The following is a 16,865-nucleotide window of genomic DNA, read 5'->3' as shown; positions in this document are numbered from 1 at the left end:
CCCATGACGCTGAAAATGCCTGCCGAATGGGCGCCGCACGTCGCCGTCTGGATCGGCTTCCCACACCTCGCCGAAGAGTGGGCGGGCGCGATCGAGGAAGGGCGGCGCGACGTCGCCGCCTTCGCCAACGCCGTCCATGACGGCGGCCGCGGCGAAGAGGTACGGCTGGTGGTCAACGACGCGCGGCAGGCGGATATCGCCGCCGCGCTCGTCGATCCGGGCGTGCGCATCCTCGTGCAACCACTCGGCGACATCTGGCTGCGCGATACCGGGCCGATCATCGCCGGCACAGGCGCAGCGCGCCGTGCGCGCAATTTCGAATTCAACTGGTGGGGCGAGAAATTCGTCATGCCGGGCGATCAGGAGATTGGCGCCGCGCTGGCGCAGGCAAGCGGCCTGCCCGTCGACGATCAGGACTGGGTGCTCGAGGGCGGCGGGATCGACGTCGACGGCACGGGCCTCTGCGTCACGACCGAGGAATGCCTGCTCAACATCAACCGCAATCCGACGCTGACGCGCGAGGATATCGCGGTGCGGCTCCGCCAGTCGCTCGGGATCGACCGGCTGCTGTGGCTCGGCAACGGGCTGGTCGGCGACCATACCGACGGCCATGTCGACAATCTGGCGCGCTTCGTCGGCGAAGGACGCCTCGCGCTTCCGGTCGCGGCGGGCAAGGATGACCCCAATGCGCATATCTATGCCGATGCCCGCGCGCGCACCGCGGCGTTCGGCGGGGTCGAGATCGTCGACCTGCCCTCGCCCGGCCGTGTCGAAGTGGGCGGCGAGATCGCGGCGGCGAGCTATATGAACTTCTACATCGGCAACAGCACCGTCGTCGTTCCGACCTATGGCGTTCCGAACGATCAGGCCGCGGTCGATACGCTCGCCGCGCTGTTCCCCGACCGCCGGACCGTCGGTGTACCGGCACGCGGGATCATCGTCGGCGGCGGCAGCTTCCACTGTTCGAGCCAGCAGCTTCCGGCCTAGCATCGAGCGCGAAGCCCCCTATATTCCGGCTCGATTCGAGCCATCACGGACCCGCCCATGACCCGCACCATCACCGTCGCCGCGCTGCAGCTTCCCCTGCCCGGCCCCGTCCAGCCCAATATCGAGGCCGTCACCGCACTCGTCGAGGAAGCGGCCGCGAAGGGCGCGCAGGTCATCCTGCCCCCCGAACTCTTCGAAGGCCCCTATTTTTGCCAGGTCGAGGATGAGGAATTGTTCGCATCGGCGCGCCCGACCGCCGAGCATCCGAGCGTGGTGGCGATGCAGGCGCTCGCCGCGAAGCTGAAGGTCGCGATCCCGACGAGCTATTTCGAGAAGGACGGGCCGCATTATTATAACACGCTCGCAATGATCGGCCCCGACGGGGCAATCATGGGGACGTATCGCAAGAGCCACATCCCCGACGGCCCCGGCTATGAGGAAAAATATTATTTCCGCCCCGGCAACACCGGCTTCAAGACCTGGGACGTCTTCGGCACCCGCATCGGCGTCGGCGTGTGCTGGGACCAATGGTATCCCGAATGCGCGCGCGCGATGGCGCTGATGGGCGCCGAGCTGCTTTTCTACCCGACCGCGATCGGGTCGGAGCCCTATGACGCCGACCTCGACACCAGCCGCATGTGGCGCCGTGCGATGCAGGGGCACAGCGTGTCGAACTGCATGCCGGTGATCGCGTCGAACCGCATCGGGACCGAGGGCGACGCGAACTTTTATGGCCACAGCTTTATCAGCGACGAATGGGGCGACCTGACCCACGAATATGGCGCCAGTGAAACCGGCGTGCTGGTCGCGACGATCGACCTCGACCGCGCGGCGAAGCACCGCGCCGGCATGGGCTTTTTTCGCGACCGCCGGCCGCAGCTTTATGGGCGGCTCGTCGAGGATATCTGACAATAAAGCGGGGGCGAAGCATGGAATTACCCGACGACATTTTCACCGAGTCTGAAGACGTCGATCCCGAGACGCTTGCGAACCTCGGCCCGCTCCGCCGCCTCGCCGGCATTTGGGAGGGACAGCGCGGGGTCGATATCAACCCCAAGGCCGACGGCCCCGAGACGCGCGAATATTATGAGCGGATCGAGATGCAGCCGATCGACCCGCAGGCGAACGGGCCGCAGCTCTTCTATGGGCTGCGCTATCATCTGCACGTCAACACGCGCGAAGAGGACATCGCCTTCCACGACCAGGTCGGTTACTGGCTCTACGAGCCCGGGACCGGCCTGATCCTGCAGACGCTGGCGATCCCGCGCGGCCAGATCGCGATTGCCGCTGGACATGCCGAGCCCGATGCAAAGCAGTTGGTACTGAAAGCGACGCGCGGCCAAACCGACTATGGCATTTGTTCGACGACCTTCCTCGAGCTCGCCTTTCGGACCGACAGCTATCAGATTACGGTCGATTTCCATGACGACGGCACGTGGAGCTATGTTTCGGACACGACGCTGATCGTCAAAGGCCAGGACGAGCCTTTCCTCCACCGCGACCGCAACACGCTGGCGAAGATCGCCGAGCCCGACCTCAACCCCTGGGCAAAGATCGCCCGCGGAGGCTAAGGTCAGCTTTCGAAGCGGCGGATGCTTTCGAGGTCTGCGCGGTCGAGCGGCTGGGTCAGCCACAGGCCGCCGCGCCCCGCGCGCGACCAGCGGACGATCGCGCGGCGCTTGACCCCACCCGCGAGTATCAGGTCGAGTTCCTTGCCGACTTCCAGATGACCGTCGTGGATGAAACCGGCGCCATTCTGCGACAAATCGACCAGTTCGATGCTCGTCGAGCTTTCGTCGGTGACCGCCTGCGCCTGCGTGCTCACGGGCAGGCGCGGCTGGCGATAGCCGGTGGCGCGTTGTTCGGCCGCCAATTGCTTCAGCACATCGGCGACATCGACTTCCTTGTCGAACGACACGCCGCACCGGCCGCCGTCGGACCAGACGACTTCGCCGCGGATCACAACCGTATCCGAAAGCGCAATCTCCAGCTTTTCACCGATCCCGATCGGAACGTCGGCCGCCAGCATCATGCCCTTGTCTGAAATATTACGCACGCGCCACAAGCCCGCATCGCCATTGCGCATCACCTTCGCGATCCGCCAGACCGTGCGATATCGGTCGCCGCCACGACGATCCGTGTCGGCCGCTTTTCCCTGCTCCTCTACCGGATCGGAGAGGCGACGCTGGTTCATATTATCTACCTTATCGAAACAGCACCGAACGGAAGCATGACTTCCTGTCTATACTGCAAAATACACATTCCCCACCACACCGCATTACTAGAATTAATCTTATAATTCAATCATAGTGCCGACCATAGCGAACATCACACCGGTCATAAAAATGCGAAAGCGCGCGGCCCGGCTGGTCGTTCGATAGCGAAGCATTCGTATTTTACACAATTTACGGTGCGTGCGCGCGGGGATTAAGTGCCAAAATGACGGCTCGGCACCAGCCATTTGCATCCGCACGCGGGGCCGGCCCGACCGAGCGATGCTTTGCGGCATGAAAGCGAAACTACGCTTGACGGCGACATCTCTACCGATCAAGTTGAGTTGCCGGTTTGATCCCGACCGGCATGGGCGTTTTCCCGGGATCCGCGGCTTTTGACCGGGAAGCAGCTTGCTCCGCGTTACCAACAGCTAAAGCGCGCGATGCTCAGGCGACAGCGCCAGGTATCGTGTTCCCCTCTGCAAGGCATGAGGCGATACGATGCACATCCTCCGAAACAACCCTAGACGTGCCGGAAGGCACCGCACCGAGCCACCTGCCGCCCGCAGAGGCGGCTAGCCCCTCCCCTTTTTCCGGCGCCATTTGTCGCCGCCCCCGTTTCGTGTGCCGTTGCCGCGGCTGCACTCCCTTTCTTGCGCCGTTTCGGCCGCCATCCAAGGATTAGCCAGATGACCCTCCAGACCCTCGACCGCTCCACGGAAACCAAGCTGTTTGATGTCACCCCGCTGCAACCGAGCCTCGGCGCGTTGATCAGCGGCATCGACCTCGCGAAGCCGCTCGACCGTCCGACCTATGACGCGCTGCGCGCCGCGCTGCTCCAGTATCGCGTGCTGTTTTTCCGCGACCAGAATCTGACGCGCGAACAGCATATCGCGCTCGGTGCCGCATTTGGCGACCTTGAGGAGCATCCGGTTTTCTCGCTGCCCGATTATCCGCAGATACTGCCGCTGATCTCGCAGGAGCTGAAAGGCAAATATCGTCAGTCAACCGACAGCAACTGGCACGCCGACACGACCTTCCGCACCGAACCTTCGGCGGCGTCGATCCTGATCCAGCGCATCTCGCCCTCGCTCGGCGGCGATACGGTTTTCGCCAACGCCGTCGCCGCTTATGAGACGCTCGACGAGGAAACGAAGGCACGGATCGACGGCCTCACCGCGATCCACGACCCGAGCATCTTCATCCAGTTCCTCGACACCGAGGAGAAGAAGGACGCGCTGCGCGCCAGTTACCCGCCGGTCGAGCATCCGGTCGTGCGTATCCATCCCGAAACGGGCGAGAAGGTCCTCTACGTCAATTCGGTGTTCACGCGACATATCGTCGGGCTGCCCGAGGACGAGAGCAAGGCGCTGCTCGCGCGGCTGTTCGACCAGGTCAAGCGTCCCGAATTCCAGGTGCGCTGGAGCTGGCAACCGGGCTCGATCGCCTTCTGGGACAATCGCGCGACGCAGCATTACGCCGTCCCCGACTATAGCGAAGCACGCCATATGGAGCGCGTGACGATCGTCGGCGACCGCCCCGTCGGCCCGAACGCCGCCTGACCGGAACTCAGCGGATGAAACTCTCCCTCACGCCCTTTCGCACGCTCGCCGCCGGTGCCTTCCTGTCGCTCGCGGCGTGCGGCGCTGCGCCCGATAGCGGCAAGACGCTCAAGATCGGCGACCAGCTCCACGCGCTGAAATCCTCGCTCGACGTGTCGGGCGAAGGCGCGCCGACTGGCTACAAAATCGAATGGGCCAATTTCGTCGGCGGCCCGCCGATCATTGCGGCGCAGACGGGCGGGTCGCTCGATGTCGGCTGGATGGCCGAAACACCGCTGATCTTTGCGCAGGCCGCGGGCAGCCCGGTGAAGGTCGTCGCGGTGAGCAAGACGGTCGCAGGCGGCGGCTCGCCCTATGCACTCGTCGTCAAACCCGATTCCCCGATCCGGAGCATCGCCGACCTCAAGGGCAAATCGGTGTCGTTCATGAAGGGCACGGTGCTGCACTATTTCGTCGCGCGCCTGCTCGACAAGCAGGGCCTGTCGCTGAAGGACATCAAGACGGTGCAGGCGACGGGTTTCGGCACCGGGCTGCTCGACAAGGGATCGGCCGATGCGATCACGATCGGCGAGCCCTATCTGACGCAGGCGCTCGACGCCGGGAAAGTGCGCGTGCTCGCGAGCGGGGCGCCGCCGAACACGCCGGGCTTCTTCTATCTGGTGGCCTCCGACGCCGCGCTCGCCGATCCGGTGAAGGCGAAGGCGATCGGCGATCTGGTCGCACGCGCGGCGCGCGCGACGCGCTGGCAGCGTGAGAACCCGGCCAAGGCCGCACCAGCACTCGCCAAACGCTATAATGTCGATGCGGCGGTCGCGGAAAAGATCATCACGCGCGCGCCCGCCAGCTATGCGCCGATCGACGACGCGATCATCGCGGCGCATCAGGACGAGGCAGACCTCTTCTTCAAGGAAGGGTTGATCCGCAAAAAGCTCGACGCGGCGCAAATCTTCGACAAGCGCTACGATGACATCGTCGCGGCGCAGGAGTCGGCGAAGTGAACGCGCAGTCGCCGATCGCGCTCGCGGGCGATCCCGGCCGGCTCGTCCAGCCGATCGTACGCAAGACGGCGGGCCGCTCCGAGCGCTTCTCCGTCGCGCGCCGCGCGGCGGGTCCGCTGATCATCGTCGCGCTGTGGGCGATCTCGACGAGTGCGGGGTGGATCGATCCGTCGATCCTCCCCTCACCCGCCGGGCTTGTTGCGGGGTGGCAGCAGCTCTGGACCGAACAGGCGCTCGCGTCGCAGATTGCGACCTCGCTCACCCGCGCGCTCGTCGGCGGCGCGGTCGGCATCGCCTTCGGGCTGATCCTCGGCACGATCGCGGGCCTTTCGAAACTCGGCGAGGAAATGTTCGACGCGTTGCTCCAGATGCTGCGCACCATCCCCTTCCTCGCGCTCGTGCCGCTGTTCATCGTCTGGTTCGGGATCGGCGAGGCGCCGAAGCTTCTCCTCATCGCGCTCGCGACGATGTTCCCGATGTATCTCAACACCTATGCAGGGGTGCGCAACGTCGACCGCAAGGTGATCGAGGCGATGCGCAGCTTCGGCCTCGGCGGCCGCCGCCTGATCCTCGAGGTCGTGCTGCCGCTCGCGCTGCCGCAGATCTTCACCGGGCTGCGCTTCGCACTCGGCGTCTCGGTGCTCGTGCTGATCGCCGCCGAGCAGATCAACGCCTCGGCCGGGCTCGGCTATTTGCTCAACAGCGCGCAACTGTACCAGCAGGTCGACGTCATCCTGATCTGCATCGCCATCTACGCCGTGCTCGGCCTTAGCGCCGACCTGATCGTCCGCTCGCTCGAACGGCTGTTCATGCCGTGGCGCGCGGGCATCGCCATCCGATAGGAGACATATCGATGACCGCCGTCCTTTCGATCGATTTCGCCGCCGCCGAACGCGTTGCCGCTCCCGATTTTTCGCACCGCCCGGTCGCAGTCGAGGTCAGCGAGGTGAGCCGCAATTTCACCGGCAATAGTGTCCTCGACAGCCTGAACCTGACGATCCACAGCGGCGAATTCGTCGCGCTGCTCGGCGCGTCGGGCAGCGGCAAGACGACCCTGCTGCGCATCCTCGCCGGGCTCGACGCGCCCGACGGCGGCGAAGCATGGGTGCCGGAGGCGCGCACCGTGGTGTTCCAGGAACCGCGCCTCGTCCAGTCGAAGAGCGTGTGGAAGAATGTCGTGATAGGCCTGCCCGGCAAAAACGCATCGCGCGAGCGTGCCATCGCGGCGCTCGCCGAGGTTGGGCTCGACCATCGCACCGACGCCTGGCCCGCGACGCTGTCGGGCGGCGAGGCGCAGCGTGCGGCGCTCGCGCGCGCGCTGGTACGCGAACCGCGGCTGCTGCTGCTCGACGAGCCTTTCGCCGCGCTCGATGCGCTGACGCGGCTCAAGATGCAGCGGCTGATCGGCGAGCTGTGCCAGGCGCACGGCCCCGCAACTTTGCTCGTCACGCACGATGTCGAGGAAGCGATCCTGCTCGCCGACCGCATCCTCGTGCTGAAAGAAGGGCGGATCGGCTTCGACACGCGCGTCCGCCTGCCGCACCCGCGCCGCGCCGGCGGCGAGGAATTCGACGCGCTGCGCGATACTTTGCTCGCGGAACTGGGCGTACCGCAGGCGCATTAGCCCGCCATCAGCGAACCACAGCAAAGGCTTTGACCGCCCCGGCATGCATCGGCATGCTGGGGTCAGGGGGATTTGGACTCATGGTAATTTCGCGCGCACGGGCCTGGGCCACGCGCATGCCCGGATCGGGCTGGATGATCGTCGCGCTCGTCGTCGGCTTTACGATCGGCACCTTCATCGCGGCATCCTCGCCCGTGGTCGAGGCGGCGCAGCTGGTCGGCGGCATCTGGCTCGACGGGCTCCGCATGACGATCGTCCCGCTGATCTTCGCGCTCGTCGCGACCGGCGTCGCCAGCCTTGGCATGGGCGACCATCACGAAGCAGCACGGCTCGGGCGGCGCCTGCCCCTTGTGCTGATCGGCCTGCTGATCGTCTCGGCGGTCATCGGCGCCCTGATGGTCCCGCCGCTGCTCGGCGCGGTTACGACCGCCCCCGCCGACATCGCCGCGCTGCGCAGCCTCTTCCCCGCCTCACCCGCACCGGCGGTCCCCGGCGCGGCCGAGACAGTGCGCGCGATGATCCCAACCAATGTCGTCGCGTCGGCCGCCGAAGGCGCGGTGCTGCCGCTGGTCATCTTCGCGCTCATACTCGGGCTCGCGGTCGGCAAGATCGACCGCGACCGCGCCGAGGCGGTGATCCAGCCGCTGCGCGGGCTCGCCGACGCGATGATCGTCGTCGTCGGCTGGGTGCTGCGCGTCGCGCCCATCGGTATCTTTGCGCTCGCGCTGGCGATCGGCGCCACCGTGGGGACCGCGGTGCTCGCAATCCTCGCCCAATATCTCGCGATCTCGATTGCCGTGACGCTGGTGCTGATCGTCCTCGGCTATGCCATCGCACGCTTCGCGGGAGGCGTCCCACTCGGGCGTTTTGCCCGCGCGATAGCGCCGGCGCAGGCCATCGCGGCGAGCACCCAATCGTCGATCGCGACGCTGCCCGCGATGATGGTGAGCGCCGACCGCATCGGTATCGAGGAACGCAATGCCGCGGCGATCCTGCCGATGGCGGTCGCGACGTTCAAGATCACCGCCCCGTCGAACACCGTGATGATGGCGCTGGCGCTCGCGTGGATGGTGGGGGTCGAAGTGTCACCGCTACAGCTCGCGGTGGCCTTGCCGCTCGCGGTGCTGTCGTCGCTGGCGATCCTCGGGATGCCGGGGCAGATCAGCTTCTATGCGTCGGTGGCGCCGACCGCGATCGCAATTGGCGCGCCGATCGAATTGCTGCCGATCCTGCTCGCGATCGACGTCATCCCCGACATGGTCCGCACGGTCGCCAATGTGACACACGATGTCGCCGCCGCGGCGGCAATCGCGCCGCCCGTCGCGGTCGATCAATAGCGGCCGGACAGCAAAGCCCCGGCGCCCGGAACCTCGGTCGGCAGCCCCAGGCGCGTGAGCATCTGGTGCGCGGTGCAGATCGCCGCCGATACGACGGGCAAGCCGATCGCATCCTCGATCTTCTGCACCGAGGGAAGCGACGGCATCTGGACGCACGCCGACAGCACGAGCGCATCAATTCCGGTCAGATCGAGACGCTTGTAGTGGTCGAGCAGGTTCGCCGGATCCTGCGCCGCGACCTCCAGATTGTCGGGGATTTCGAGCGCAAGCCAATCGCTTACCTCGACGCCTTCATTCTGAATGTAGGACACGACCATCTGCGTCAGCGGCTTCATATAGGGCGCGACGAGCGCGATGCGCTTCGCGCCTAGCGTGTTGAGACCTTCGATCAACGCACCGGCGCTGGTGACGACGGGCGCAGCGCGGCCGTTCTCGACCGTGCGCTGGTGCAGCCGTGCCTCGGACACGCGATGATAGCCCTCGCCCATGCTCATAATCGCGACGAGGCAGGCATAGCCGAGCACATCGACCGCGGCGTCGGACAGTTCGAGCGCGCAGCGATCGGAATCGGCGTCCATCGCCGCGAGTTCTTCCTTCGTCACCTTCTTCATCCGCATCCGCGACGAATGAAAGGTAAAGCGTTCGGGCGCGATGCCTTCACGCGCACGGAGCAGCGCGGGGATCTCGGTCTCCATCGTGACGTTCGAGCTGGGCACGATCTGCCCGATGCGGATAAGTCTGGTCATACCCCGCCCCCTCAGACCGCGACGATCGGGTTGCGCAGCGTGCCGATCCCCTCGACGGTGCATTCGACGACGTCGCCCGGCCACATGAACTCCTGCGGGTTTCGCCCGGCGCCGACGCCCGCGGGTGTGCCCGTCGCGATGATGTCGCCGGGTTCCAGCGTCATCACGCTCGAAATGTCGGCGATCAACTGGTTGATATTGAACAACATGAAGCGCGTGTTGCTGTTCTGTTTCTCAACCCCGTTCACATGGGTCAGGATGTTGAGGTTGTGCGGATCGCCGATCTCGTCGGCGGTGACGATGCACGGGCCCATCGGGGCGAAACTGTCCTGCCCCTTCGACACGATCCACTGCCCGGCGCGGCGGCAGTCGCGCGCCGACACGTCGTTGATCACCGTATAGCCGAACACATGGTTCAACGCGTCACTCTCGGCGACGTGGCGCGCGGTGCTGCCAATGATCACCGCGAGTTCGGTTTCCCAGTCGAGCTGCTGTGTAACCTTGGCATTGTGACGGATCGGATCGTTCCACGCGACAACCGCGGTCGGCGGCTTCGAGAAGATTACCGGCTGCTGCGGCAGCTCATTCGACGTGTCGAGCGAACGCGCCGATTCAGCGACATGCTCGGTGTAATTGAGACCGATCCCGAAGATATTCTTGCGCGGCCGCGGGATCGGCGCGAGCAAGGTCACATTGCCCTCGGGAAGCGAGGTGCCGACCAGATCGGCGGTCGTAGCCGCCGCGACGGCTTCCTGCAGGAAGCGCAGCGCGACCGGGCCGAGATCGATGAAATCGAGCATCGTCGACGGCAGATCCTGCCCGATCGCGTCGCCGAAATATTCGACGTCAATCACGAGGCCGCCATGAAGAAGGCCGAGCCGCGGTTCGGTCTCGACCGTGCGATAAGTCACGAAACGCATATTCTGTCCTGTCTGTTCAGGCGGGCTGATGGCCGCCATTTTCGGAATAGGGTTCCTCGATCCGGACGCCGAGCGCCTCCATCACGGGGAAATCGTTGAACGAGAAGAGGAAAGCCTCTTCGGAAGGATCGAGATTGACATGCTCGTGCCAGGTCCATGCGGGTACGCAGAAAATGTCGTGCATGCCCCAGTCGAAGCGCTCGCCGCCGATGATCGAATAGCCGCGCCCGCCCGCGACATTATAGACGACATTGCCGGTGTGGCGGTGCGCCTCGCCGCGGAAGCCGGGTTTGAGCATCTGCATATGCGCGCCCATCGTCTGAAGCGCCCAGCCGCCGGTGAGCGGGTTCGAATAGCGCACCATATGCCCATCGAACGGCGTGCCGTTGGAAACCTTGGCGAGGTTCCACAGCGCGTCGCGCGTTGCTTCCCAGCGATAGACCATCACCGGCGAATAGGGCTTGTCCCATCCGCCGATGCCTTCGGGCCGCAGCGACCCGCCACCATAGCTCAGCGGCAGGTCGTCGGTCGGAAAAGCCGCGGTCTGCGCGGGCTGGTCATAGACCGCGTAAAAATTGGTCTCGAGGCTGTTCATCAGCGGGATGTCGAGCCCGTCCTGCCAGATCGACACTTCGCCCTCGGCGACGACGCCATGATCGTGCCAACAGCCGCCAGGCGTCAGCACATAATCGTTCGCGCCCAAGGTGATATGGTGCCCGTCGACGACGGTATAGGCGCCCTTCCCCTCCATGATGAAGCGGTGCGCCGACGCGGTGTGGCGGTGCGCGGGGGTGATCTCGCCGGGGCGCATCGCCTGCATCCCGCTGAACAGCCAGCCGCAGACCGCGGTGTTCTCGCGCCCCGCGTCGCTGTCGTTGAGCAAGGTGACGACGCGGCGCCCCGCCTCTTCGGGCTTCACCAGATCGAGCGCGCGGAGGCACATGTCGCGCATCTCGGCGTAGCGCCAGAGCGTCGGGCGATAGCGTGTTTCGGGCTCCCACGGCTCGATCGCATTGGCGCGCTTCCAGAAGGCACCTGCATTGCGCCCCGCAAGCTCTTGATAAAAAGCTTCGAGTTCGGGCGTGTCGGTCACGCGGGCGCGGCCGAGCACATCGTCGCGCGGATCGATGATGGTGGAATTTTCCGTCATGACGGCTCCTCCTCGCCGGGATCGACGGGCTGCGGCGCGTCGACAAACAGGGCCGACGCGCGGGGAGTCCGGTCGACCGTCAGGTTGAAGATGTCGAAGCGGTTATAGCCGCCGATGATGTCGTGCATCAGCTTGGGCCGGATGCAGTCGCCGAGGTCGATATCGGCATAGACAATGCCCTCTTCGTCAATCAGCGCCTGACCAACCAGATTGCCGTGCGGGTCGATCACGCCCGAAAAGGCACTGTTTGGGCGCGACAGCAACTCGCGGTTCTGCGGGCGATCGGCGCTCATCGCGTCGATGATTTCGGGGCTCACCGCCGAGCAGGCGACGATGGTGAAGACCTTGCCCTCGAAGCTGTGCGCGGTCGCGCGGATCTTGATCGCTTCGGCCATATTGTACGACGCGGGCGCGACGGGCAGCGCGATATAATTGGCGACATGGACGAGTTCGCCCTGCGACAGCAGCGCAAAGCGCGCGAGCGTGTTGGTGTTCTCGCCGCACGCCAGCGTACCGAGCGGCCCGACCGGCGTGTCGTAGACGCGGATCGAGCTGCCGTCGCCGCCCGCCCAGGTCAGCTTCTCGGCCCAGGTCGGCACCAGCTTGCGGTGGCGTCCGAGCAAGCTGCCGTCGGCGCCGATGATGAGGTTGGTATTGTAGAGCGTCCCGACGCTCACCGGATCACGCTCGTTGATGCCGATGACCACGGTGCAGCCGTGATCGCGCGCGGCGGCGCAAAGCGCCGCGACCTCGGGACCATCGACCAGCACCGACGCGCGATACTGCCGCTCATGCCACTCGGCGCCCTCGATCGGTGTCATCAGCCAGTTCCAATAGGGATAGGCGGAAACGAACACTTCGGGAAAAGCGACAAGCTGCGCTCCGTTTCCAGCCGCCTCGGCGATCAGCGCGCACGCCTTGTCGACCGTGCGCGCGGTATCGAGGAAAACGGGAGCGGCCTGTACCGCGGCAACGCGCGACTTCGGCAGGAAAGGCGCCGACACATCGCTCATGTCACCGCTGCCCGCTGGTGATATTGCGGTTTGTCCCATGCGCGGGTGGCGCAGACCTTTTCCAGTCGCTCGACAGTTTCGACGATGTCGCGATAGCGCAGGTAAAGCGGCGTCAGGCCGAAGCGCAGGATATCGGGGGCGCGGAAGTCGGCGATGACGTCAAATTCCTTGAGCGCCTGCACGATCTGGTAACCCTGTGGATGCGCATAGGCGACCTGGCTACCTCGCTCGGCGTGCCCCTGTGTACTCACCAGCTCGAAGCCATAGGTCTCGCACAGCGGCTGCATCTGCTCGATAAACAGGTCGCCGAGCGCGAGCGACTTGCGGCGGATTTCGGTCATGTCAGCTTCGAGCATCAGATCGACGCCGACTTCGAGCGCGGACAGGCCGAGCACCGGCGGGGTGCCGCACTGGAAACGCTCGATCCCTGCCGCGGGATCATAATCATCTTCGAAAGCGAAGGGCCGCGCGTGACCGAACCAGCCCGACAGCACCGGCGTGGCGGCATGGTGCCGCGATGCAGCGAACAGATAGGCGGGCGCGCCGGGGCCGCCATTGAGGAACTTATATCCGCAGCCGATCGCGAAATCGGCGTTTGCGCCATTGAGATCGACCGGGATCGCGCCCGCGCTGTGGCTGAGGTCCCAGACGACGAGCGCGCCGACTTCGTGCGCGCGCTTCGTGATCGCGGCCATGTCGCGCACGCGGCCCGACTTGTAATGGACCTGCGTCAGCAGCAGCACCGCGACATCCTCGTTCAGCGCATCGACGATGGCGTCGGGCGCCACGGTGACCGCCTTGACGCGCCCGCCCGAAAACGCCTCGATGCCCTGCATCATATAGACGTCGGTCGGGAAATTTGTGGCTTCGGACAGTATAACCGTCCGTTCACGCCGCAATGAAAGGGCGGCGGTCAGCGCCTTGAAGATATTCACCGAAGTCGAATCGGTCGCGACGATCTCACCCGGATTCGCGCCGATCAATCGCCCGATCTTGTCGCCGATGCGGCGCGGCGCGGTCGACCATTCGGCGCCGAGCCACGAGGTAATCAGCCCCTCGCCCCATTCGCTGCCGACAACCTCGGCGAGCCGGTCGCCCGTCGCTTTGGGCAGCGCGCCGAGCGAATTGCCGTCGAGATAGATCAGCCCTTCGCGCAGCTGGAAGCGGTCGCGGAAGGGCGCGAGCGGGTCGGCCGCGTCGAGCGCCGACACATCGGTGGCAAGGAGTGTGTCGGTCATGCAATTTCCCTCAGGATAGCGCGCACCGGGCTGGCGTCGGCGCCGACGATGCGGAGCGGCAGCGCGACGAGTTCGTACCGCCCGGGCGGCACGTCATCGAGCACCAGCCCTTCCAATATCCGCATGTCGGCCGCCTTGACCGCGTGGTGCGCGTCGAGCGTCTTCGACTGTTCGGGATCGAGCGAGGCGGCGTCGGTGCCGATCAGCCGCACGCCCATCGTGCCGAGCCGCGCGATCACATCGCTGGCGATCGCGGTGAAATCCGAGTCCCATTGGTCGTGCGGGAAATGCTCGTAGGTCCGCAGGAGCACGCGTGTCGCGCCTTCGATCGCATCCCAGTCTACATCGCCAATCTCGACCCGCCCGCGCGCATGACGGACATCCAGCAGCATGCACGGCCCGATATAGACATCGAGATCGCAATCGGCCGACGAGGCGCCGTCATTGGCGTAATGCAGCGGCGCATCGCCGTGCGTGCCCGCGTGCAGCGGCGTGAACATGCCGCCGACATTGACCGGGCAGCCGTCGCCGATCACCGCATGGCTGTGCAGCGCGAAAGCGGGCTCGCCCGGCCACACCGGCACTGCGGCATGGAGCGGCTGCGAAATGTCCCAGATCCGGCTCATGCGCCCTTCCCTTCGGCATAATCGCCACCTTCGCGCGGCGCGACCATCTCGGTCCGCATCGACCAGAGTTCGGGGAAGAAGCTGAGGCTCAACGCCTTGACGAGATAATTGACCCCCGACGATCCGCCGGTGCCCGGCTTGTGCCCGATCACGCGCGCGACGGTCTTCATGTGCTTGAAGCGCCATTCCTGGAAATAATATTCAAGCGCGGTGATCTTTTCGGCGAGCGTATAGAGATCCCAGTGCCGGTCGGGTTCGGTGTAGATCGCGAGCCACGCCTTTTCGACCGCCTCCGACGCCTGATAAGGCTTGGTCCAGTCGCGTTCGAGAATGTTCGCCGGAATATCGAAACCGCGCCGCGCGAGCAGCCGCAGCAATTCGTCATAGAGCGACGGCGCCTCGAACGCCCCGCGCAGTCTTTCAGTCGCTTGCGGGTCGTCCTTGTGGACGATCATCATATCCTCGCGCTTGTTGCCGAGCAGATATTCGAGTTCGCGATATTGCTGCGACTGGAACCCTGACGCGCGGCGCAGGAAGCCGCGGAAGGTCAGGAAATCATGCGGCGTCAGCGTCGCGAGCACTTCCCAGCTGTGGATCATGTGCCGCTGGATCGTCGCGATGCGGTCGAGCCCCTTGCCCGCGATCTCGAGCCTGTCGGCCTTGATCGCGTCATAGACCAGCCGTCCCTCGTGCAGCACCAGCTTCAGCCACAACTCCATCGTCTGGTGCATGATGATGAAGAGCATCTCGTCGGGCTTGTCCGACACGGGCACTTGCGCCGAGAGCAGCTGCGCGGTCTGCAGATGCCGCGCATAGGTCAGGCCATTGTCCCACTGGATCGTCTCGCCATCGATCTCGGTCTCGAAAATGTCGGTGCTGCCGTCGCGCGTCTGCCTGATCATAGCGTTGCCTCTCCGCTTGCCGGCGCGGCCGGCAGGCGTCCTTCATATGCCAAGTCGCCGCGCCAGGCATCCCCGGGTTCAAGCGCCGGTTCACCGGCGATTTTCCGGTAGATGCTCGCGAAGTCGGTTTCCTCGGTCGCGCGCAGCAAATCCTCGAAACCGGCGACGACGAAATAGGTCTGCTGGAATTCGTCGAAATTATAGCGCGTGCGCATCACGCGCTCGATATCGAGCCAGATGCGGCGCGGTTCGGGCGACGTCAGCGCGGAAAGCGTTTCGGCGAAGCTCGACATGAGGCCGCCGCCAAAGGCGCGGAGTTCGCCGTCCTCGACGACCAGACCAAACTCGACGGTATAGAGCCAGAGCCGGCCGAGGTAGTCCGACGCCCCGAGCTTTTCGGCGCGCAGCCCCGCCTGCCCATAGGCAACGAGGAAGTCCGAAAAGGCCGGATCGGTGAGCATCGGGATATGGCCGAAAATGTCGTGAAACATATCGGGCTCTTCGCTGTACGCGACCTGCTCGGGCGGACGGAGGAAGTTGGCGGCGGGGAAACGCTTGTTCGCGAGATGCTCGAAAAAGGGCTCGTTCGGAATCCAGCCGGGCACCGCGACGACCTCCCAGCCCGATACGGGTTTCAGCAGCGCGTTGAGTTCGGCGAAATCGGGCACCCCCGGCCTCAGCTTGCGAAGAATGTCGAGGCCATCGAGGAACGACCGGCAGGCATAGCCACCCAGCGCCGCCGACTGCTGATCAAACAGGGCTCGCCACGTCGCATGTTGCTCGGCGGTGAAGGCCGACCAGTTCTGCGGCATCGTCCAATTGGCCGCGACACCTTCGGGCGGTGCGTCGAATATATGTGTCGCGGCCATCGGTCTCTCTCCAAACCTTCGGCGCAAGTGATAGCGCGGGGCCGCGCGAACATTGTGCGGATTTCGCGTCAACGGGGTGCGGAAAATCGATAATCGTTCTGTAAATTATCATATTTGCAGGAATTTGTTCTTAGGTTTAGAATAGATCGGCTGAATTCTCGCATAAACCCGATTCAGGACGGAACGTATGGACAAGCTCGACTGGAAGATCATCGCCGAACTCGAACGCGACGGACGGCAATCCTACGCCGATCTCGGCGAGCAAATCGGCCTGTCGAAATCGCCATGCTGGTCGCGGGTCAAAAACCTCGAAGAGAGCGGCGTGATCGAGGGCTATGCGGCGCGGGTCGATCCGATCGCGATCGGCCTCGCGGTGCAGAGTTTCGTCGAGGTCCAGATCCGCTTCGACGCGCATACCGATTTCGAGGCCGCGGTGCTCGCGCACCCCGCCGTCGTCGAATGCCACACGACCGCGGGCGAGAGCGACTATCTGCTCAAGATCTTCGCGCGCTCGGCCGATCATCTCGACGAATTGCTCCGCCACAACCTGTCCAAGCTGCCCGGTGTCCAGCGGTTGAAGACGGTCGTCTGCCTCAAGACGATCAAACGGCACGGCCGTCTCGCTGAATGGGCGCGGACGACGGAGGGGCGTGCGTCTCTGCCCTCCTGACGCCGCCGCG

The 16,865-nt window shown here is 64.9% G+C and carries 18 protein-coding genes; 9 read left to right on the top strand and 9 right to left on the bottom strand.

The features are described 5' to 3' along the window. Positions 1–3 precede the first annotated feature (3 nt). The 3 genes from FG91_RS00285 to FG91_RS00275 are packed head-to-tail and all read left to right on the top strand — an operon-like array spanning position 4 to position 2,558. On the top strand, positions 4–987 hold the full coding sequence (locus FG91_RS00285) for an agmatine deiminase family protein (protein WP_037510383.1): 984 nt from the start codon (positions 4–6) through the stop codon (positions 985–987). Positions 988–1,044: 57 nt separating this feature from the next. Next, the gene (gene aguB / locus FG91_RS00280) at positions 1,045–1,896 is read left to right on the top strand and encodes an N-carbamoylputrescine amidase (RefSeq protein WP_037510381.1); all 852 of its coding nucleotides are present in this window, start codon (positions 1,045–1,047) and stop codon (positions 1,894–1,896) included. Positions 1,897–1,916: 20 nt separating this feature from the next. Beyond that, entirely contained in the window at positions 1,917–2,558 is a 642-nt protein-coding gene (locus FG91_RS00275; RefSeq protein WP_037510380.1) for an FABP family protein, read from the top strand. A 2-nt stretch (positions 2,559–2,560) separates the two neighbouring features. Here the strand turns inward: FG91_RS00275 and FG91_RS00270 are convergent, their stop codons facing one another. Then, on the bottom strand, positions 2,561–3,181 hold the full coding sequence (locus tag FG91_RS00270; protein WP_037510378.1) for a PilZ domain-containing protein: 621 nt from the start codon (positions 3,179–3,181) through the stop codon (positions 2,561–2,563). A 708-nt stretch (positions 3,182–3,889) separates the two neighbouring features. Between FG91_RS00270 and FG91_RS00265 the strand changes: the two genes are divergently transcribed. From FG91_RS00265 to FG91_RS00245, 5 genes are all read left to right on the top strand, one after another. Beyond that, entirely contained in the window at positions 3,890–4,762 is an 873-nt protein-coding gene (locus FG91_RS00265; protein ID WP_037510377.1) for a TauD/TfdA dioxygenase family protein, read from the top strand. A 14-nt stretch (positions 4,763–4,776) separates the two neighbouring features. Continuing rightward, positions 4,777–5,760, top strand: coding sequence for an aliphatic sulfonate ABC transporter substrate-binding protein (locus FG91_RS00260; RefSeq protein WP_052187169.1), 984 nt, complete (start codon positions 4,777–4,779; stop codon positions 5,758–5,760). After that, positions 5,757–6,602 (top strand): ABC transporter permease, encoded by an 846-nt coding sequence (locus FG91_RS00255; protein ID WP_081940338.1) that lies wholly within the window; start codon positions 5,757–5,759, stop codon positions 6,600–6,602. Before FG91_RS00260 ends, FG91_RS00255 begins: the two co-directional genes overlap by 4 nt. Before the next feature lie 11 nt (positions 6,603–6,613). Then, positions 6,614–7,384 carry an ABC transporter ATP-binding protein gene (locus tag FG91_RS00250; protein WP_037510375.1) on the top strand — a complete coding sequence of 257 codons (771 nt, stop codon included), beginning with the start codon at positions 6,614–6,616 and terminating at the stop codon, positions 7,382–7,384. 80 nt (positions 7,385–7,464) lie between these two features. After that, positions 7,465–8,721, top strand: coding sequence for a dicarboxylate/amino acid:cation symporter (locus FG91_RS00245; RefSeq protein ID WP_161785603.1), 1,257 nt, complete (start codon positions 7,465–7,467; stop codon positions 8,719–8,721). Here the strand turns inward: FG91_RS00245 and FG91_RS00240 are convergent. The 8 genes from FG91_RS00240 to phhA are packed head-to-tail and all read right to left on the bottom strand — an operon-like array spanning position 8,715 to position 16,185. Further along, positions 8,715–9,467 carry a maleate cis-trans isomerase family protein gene (locus FG91_RS00240; protein ID WP_037510372.1) on the bottom strand — a complete coding sequence of 251 codons (753 nt, stop codon included), beginning with the start codon at positions 9,465–9,467 and terminating at the stop codon, positions 8,715–8,717. The two genes, FG91_RS00245 and FG91_RS00240, sit on opposite strands and share 7 nt — an antisense overlap. A gap of 11 nt (positions 9,468–9,478) precedes the next feature. After that, a complete protein-coding gene (locus FG91_RS00235; RefSeq protein ID WP_037510997.1) occupies positions 9,479–10,387 on the bottom strand; it encodes a fumarylacetoacetate hydrolase family protein in 909 nt (302 codons plus the stop codon). Positions 10,388–10,403: 16 nt separating this feature from the next. Beyond that, positions 10,404–11,537: a cupin domain-containing protein gene (locus tag FG91_RS00230; protein ID WP_037510370.1), complete on the bottom strand. Its 1,134-nt coding sequence runs from the start codon at positions 11,535–11,537 to the stop codon at positions 10,404–10,406. Then, a complete protein-coding gene (locus FG91_RS00225; protein WP_037510368.1) occupies positions 11,534–12,550 on the bottom strand; it encodes a carbon-nitrogen hydrolase family protein in 1,017 nt (338 codons plus the stop codon). Before FG91_RS00225 ends, FG91_RS00230 begins: the two co-directional genes overlap by 4 nt. After that, positions 12,547–13,788, bottom strand: coding sequence for a kynureninase (gene kynU, locus FG91_RS00220; RefSeq protein ID WP_037510364.1), 1,242 nt, complete (start codon positions 13,786–13,788; stop codon positions 12,547–12,549). The genes FG91_RS00225 and kynU overlap by 4 nt, the downstream gene beginning before the upstream one ends. Beyond that, on the bottom strand, positions 13,785–14,414 hold the full coding sequence (kynB, locus tag FG91_RS00215; RefSeq protein WP_037510358.1) for an arylformamidase: 630 nt from the start codon (positions 14,412–14,414) through the stop codon (positions 13,785–13,787). Before kynB ends, kynU begins: the two co-directional genes overlap by 4 nt. Continuing rightward, the gene (locus tag FG91_RS00210) at positions 14,411–15,316 is read right to left on the bottom strand and encodes a tryptophan 2,3-dioxygenase (RefSeq protein WP_037510353.1); all 906 of its coding nucleotides are present in this window, start codon (positions 15,314–15,316) and stop codon (positions 14,411–14,413) included. The genes kynB and FG91_RS00210 overlap by 4 nt, the downstream gene beginning before the upstream one ends. Then, positions 15,313–16,185: a phenylalanine 4-monooxygenase gene (phhA, locus tag FG91_RS00205; protein ID WP_037510351.1), complete on the bottom strand. Its 873-nt coding sequence runs from the start codon at positions 16,183–16,185 to the stop codon at positions 15,313–15,315. Before phhA ends, FG91_RS00210 begins: the two co-directional genes overlap by 4 nt. Positions 16,186–16,372: 187 nt before the next feature. Here phhA and FG91_RS00200 point away from each other — a divergent pair, with 187 nt between their 5' ends. Next, positions 16,373–16,855 carry an Lrp/AsnC family transcriptional regulator gene (locus FG91_RS00200; RefSeq protein ID WP_037510348.1) on the top strand — a complete coding sequence of 161 codons (483 nt, stop codon included), beginning with the start codon at positions 16,373–16,375 and terminating at the stop codon, positions 16,853–16,855. The last annotated feature ends 10 nt before the right edge of the window (positions 16,856–16,865 follow it).

The sequence above is a fragment of the Sphingopyxis sp. LC81 genome, from assembly GCF_000756375.1.
GTDB lineage: Bacteria > Pseudomonadota > Alphaproteobacteria > Sphingomonadales > Sphingomonadaceae > Sphingopyxis.
Note: the sequence above shows the minus strand (reverse complement) of the source record. Positions and strands in the feature narration are given on the sequence as shown.

Bases quoted from the DNA above. Each gene is read 5' to 3' on its own strand.
- FG91_RS00285 (WP_037510383.1), top strand. From the start codon at position 4: ATGACGCTGAAAATGCCTGCCGAATGGGCGCCGCACGTCGCCGTCTGG.
- aguB (WP_037510381.1), top strand. From the start codon at position 1,045: ATGACCCGCACCATCACCGTCGCCGCGCTGCAGCTTCCCCTGCCCGGC.
- FG91_RS00275 (WP_037510380.1), top strand. From the start codon at position 1,917: ATGGAATTACCCGACGACATTTTCACCGAGTCTGAAGACGTCGATCCC.
- FG91_RS00270 (WP_037510378.1), bottom strand. From the start codon at position 3,181: ATGAACCAGCGTCGCCTCTCCGATCCGGTAGAGGAGCAGGGAAAAGCG.
- FG91_RS00265 (WP_037510377.1), top strand. From the start codon at position 3,890: ATGACCCTCCAGACCCTCGACCGCTCCACGGAAACCAAGCTGTTTGAT.
- FG91_RS00260 (WP_052187169.1), top strand. From the start codon at position 4,777: ATGAAACTCTCCCTCACGCCCTTTCGCACGCTCGCCGCCGGTGCCTTC.
- FG91_RS00250 (WP_037510375.1), top strand. From the start codon at position 6,614: ATGACCGCCGTCCTTTCGATCGATTTCGCCGCCGCCGAACGCGTTGCC.
- FG91_RS00245 (WP_161785603.1), top strand. From the start codon at position 7,465: ATGGTAATTTCGCGCGCACGGGCCTGGGCCACGCGCATGCCCGGATCG.
- FG91_RS00240 (WP_037510372.1), bottom strand. From the start codon at position 9,467: ATGACCAGACTTATCCGCATCGGGCAGATCGTGCCCAGCTCGAACGTC.
- FG91_RS00235 (WP_037510997.1), bottom strand. From the start codon at position 10,387: ATGCGTTTCGTGACTTATCGCACGGTCGAGACCGAACCGCGGCTCGGC.
- FG91_RS00230 (WP_037510370.1), bottom strand. From the start codon at position 11,537: ATGACGGAAAATTCCACCATCATCGATCCGCGCGACGATGTGCTCGGC.
- FG91_RS00225 (WP_037510368.1), bottom strand. From the start codon at position 12,550: ATGAGCGATGTGTCGGCGCCTTTCCTGCCGAAGTCGCGCGTTGCCGCG.
- kynU (WP_037510364.1), bottom strand. From the start codon at position 13,788: ATGACCGACACACTCCTTGCCACCGATGTGTCGGCGCTCGACGCGGCC.
- kynB (WP_037510358.1), bottom strand. From the start codon at position 14,414: ATGAGCCGGATCTGGGACATTTCGCAGCCGCTCCATGCCGCAGTGCCG.
- FG91_RS00210 (WP_037510353.1), bottom strand. From the start codon at position 15,316: ATGATCAGGCAGACGCGCGACGGCAGCACCGACATTTTCGAGACCGAG.
- phhA (WP_037510351.1), bottom strand. From the start codon at position 16,185: ATGGCCGCGACACATATATTCGACGCACCGCCCGAAGGTGTCGCGGCC.
- FG91_RS00200 (WP_037510348.1), top strand. From the start codon at position 16,373: ATGGACAAGCTCGACTGGAAGATCATCGCCGAACTCGAACGCGACGGA.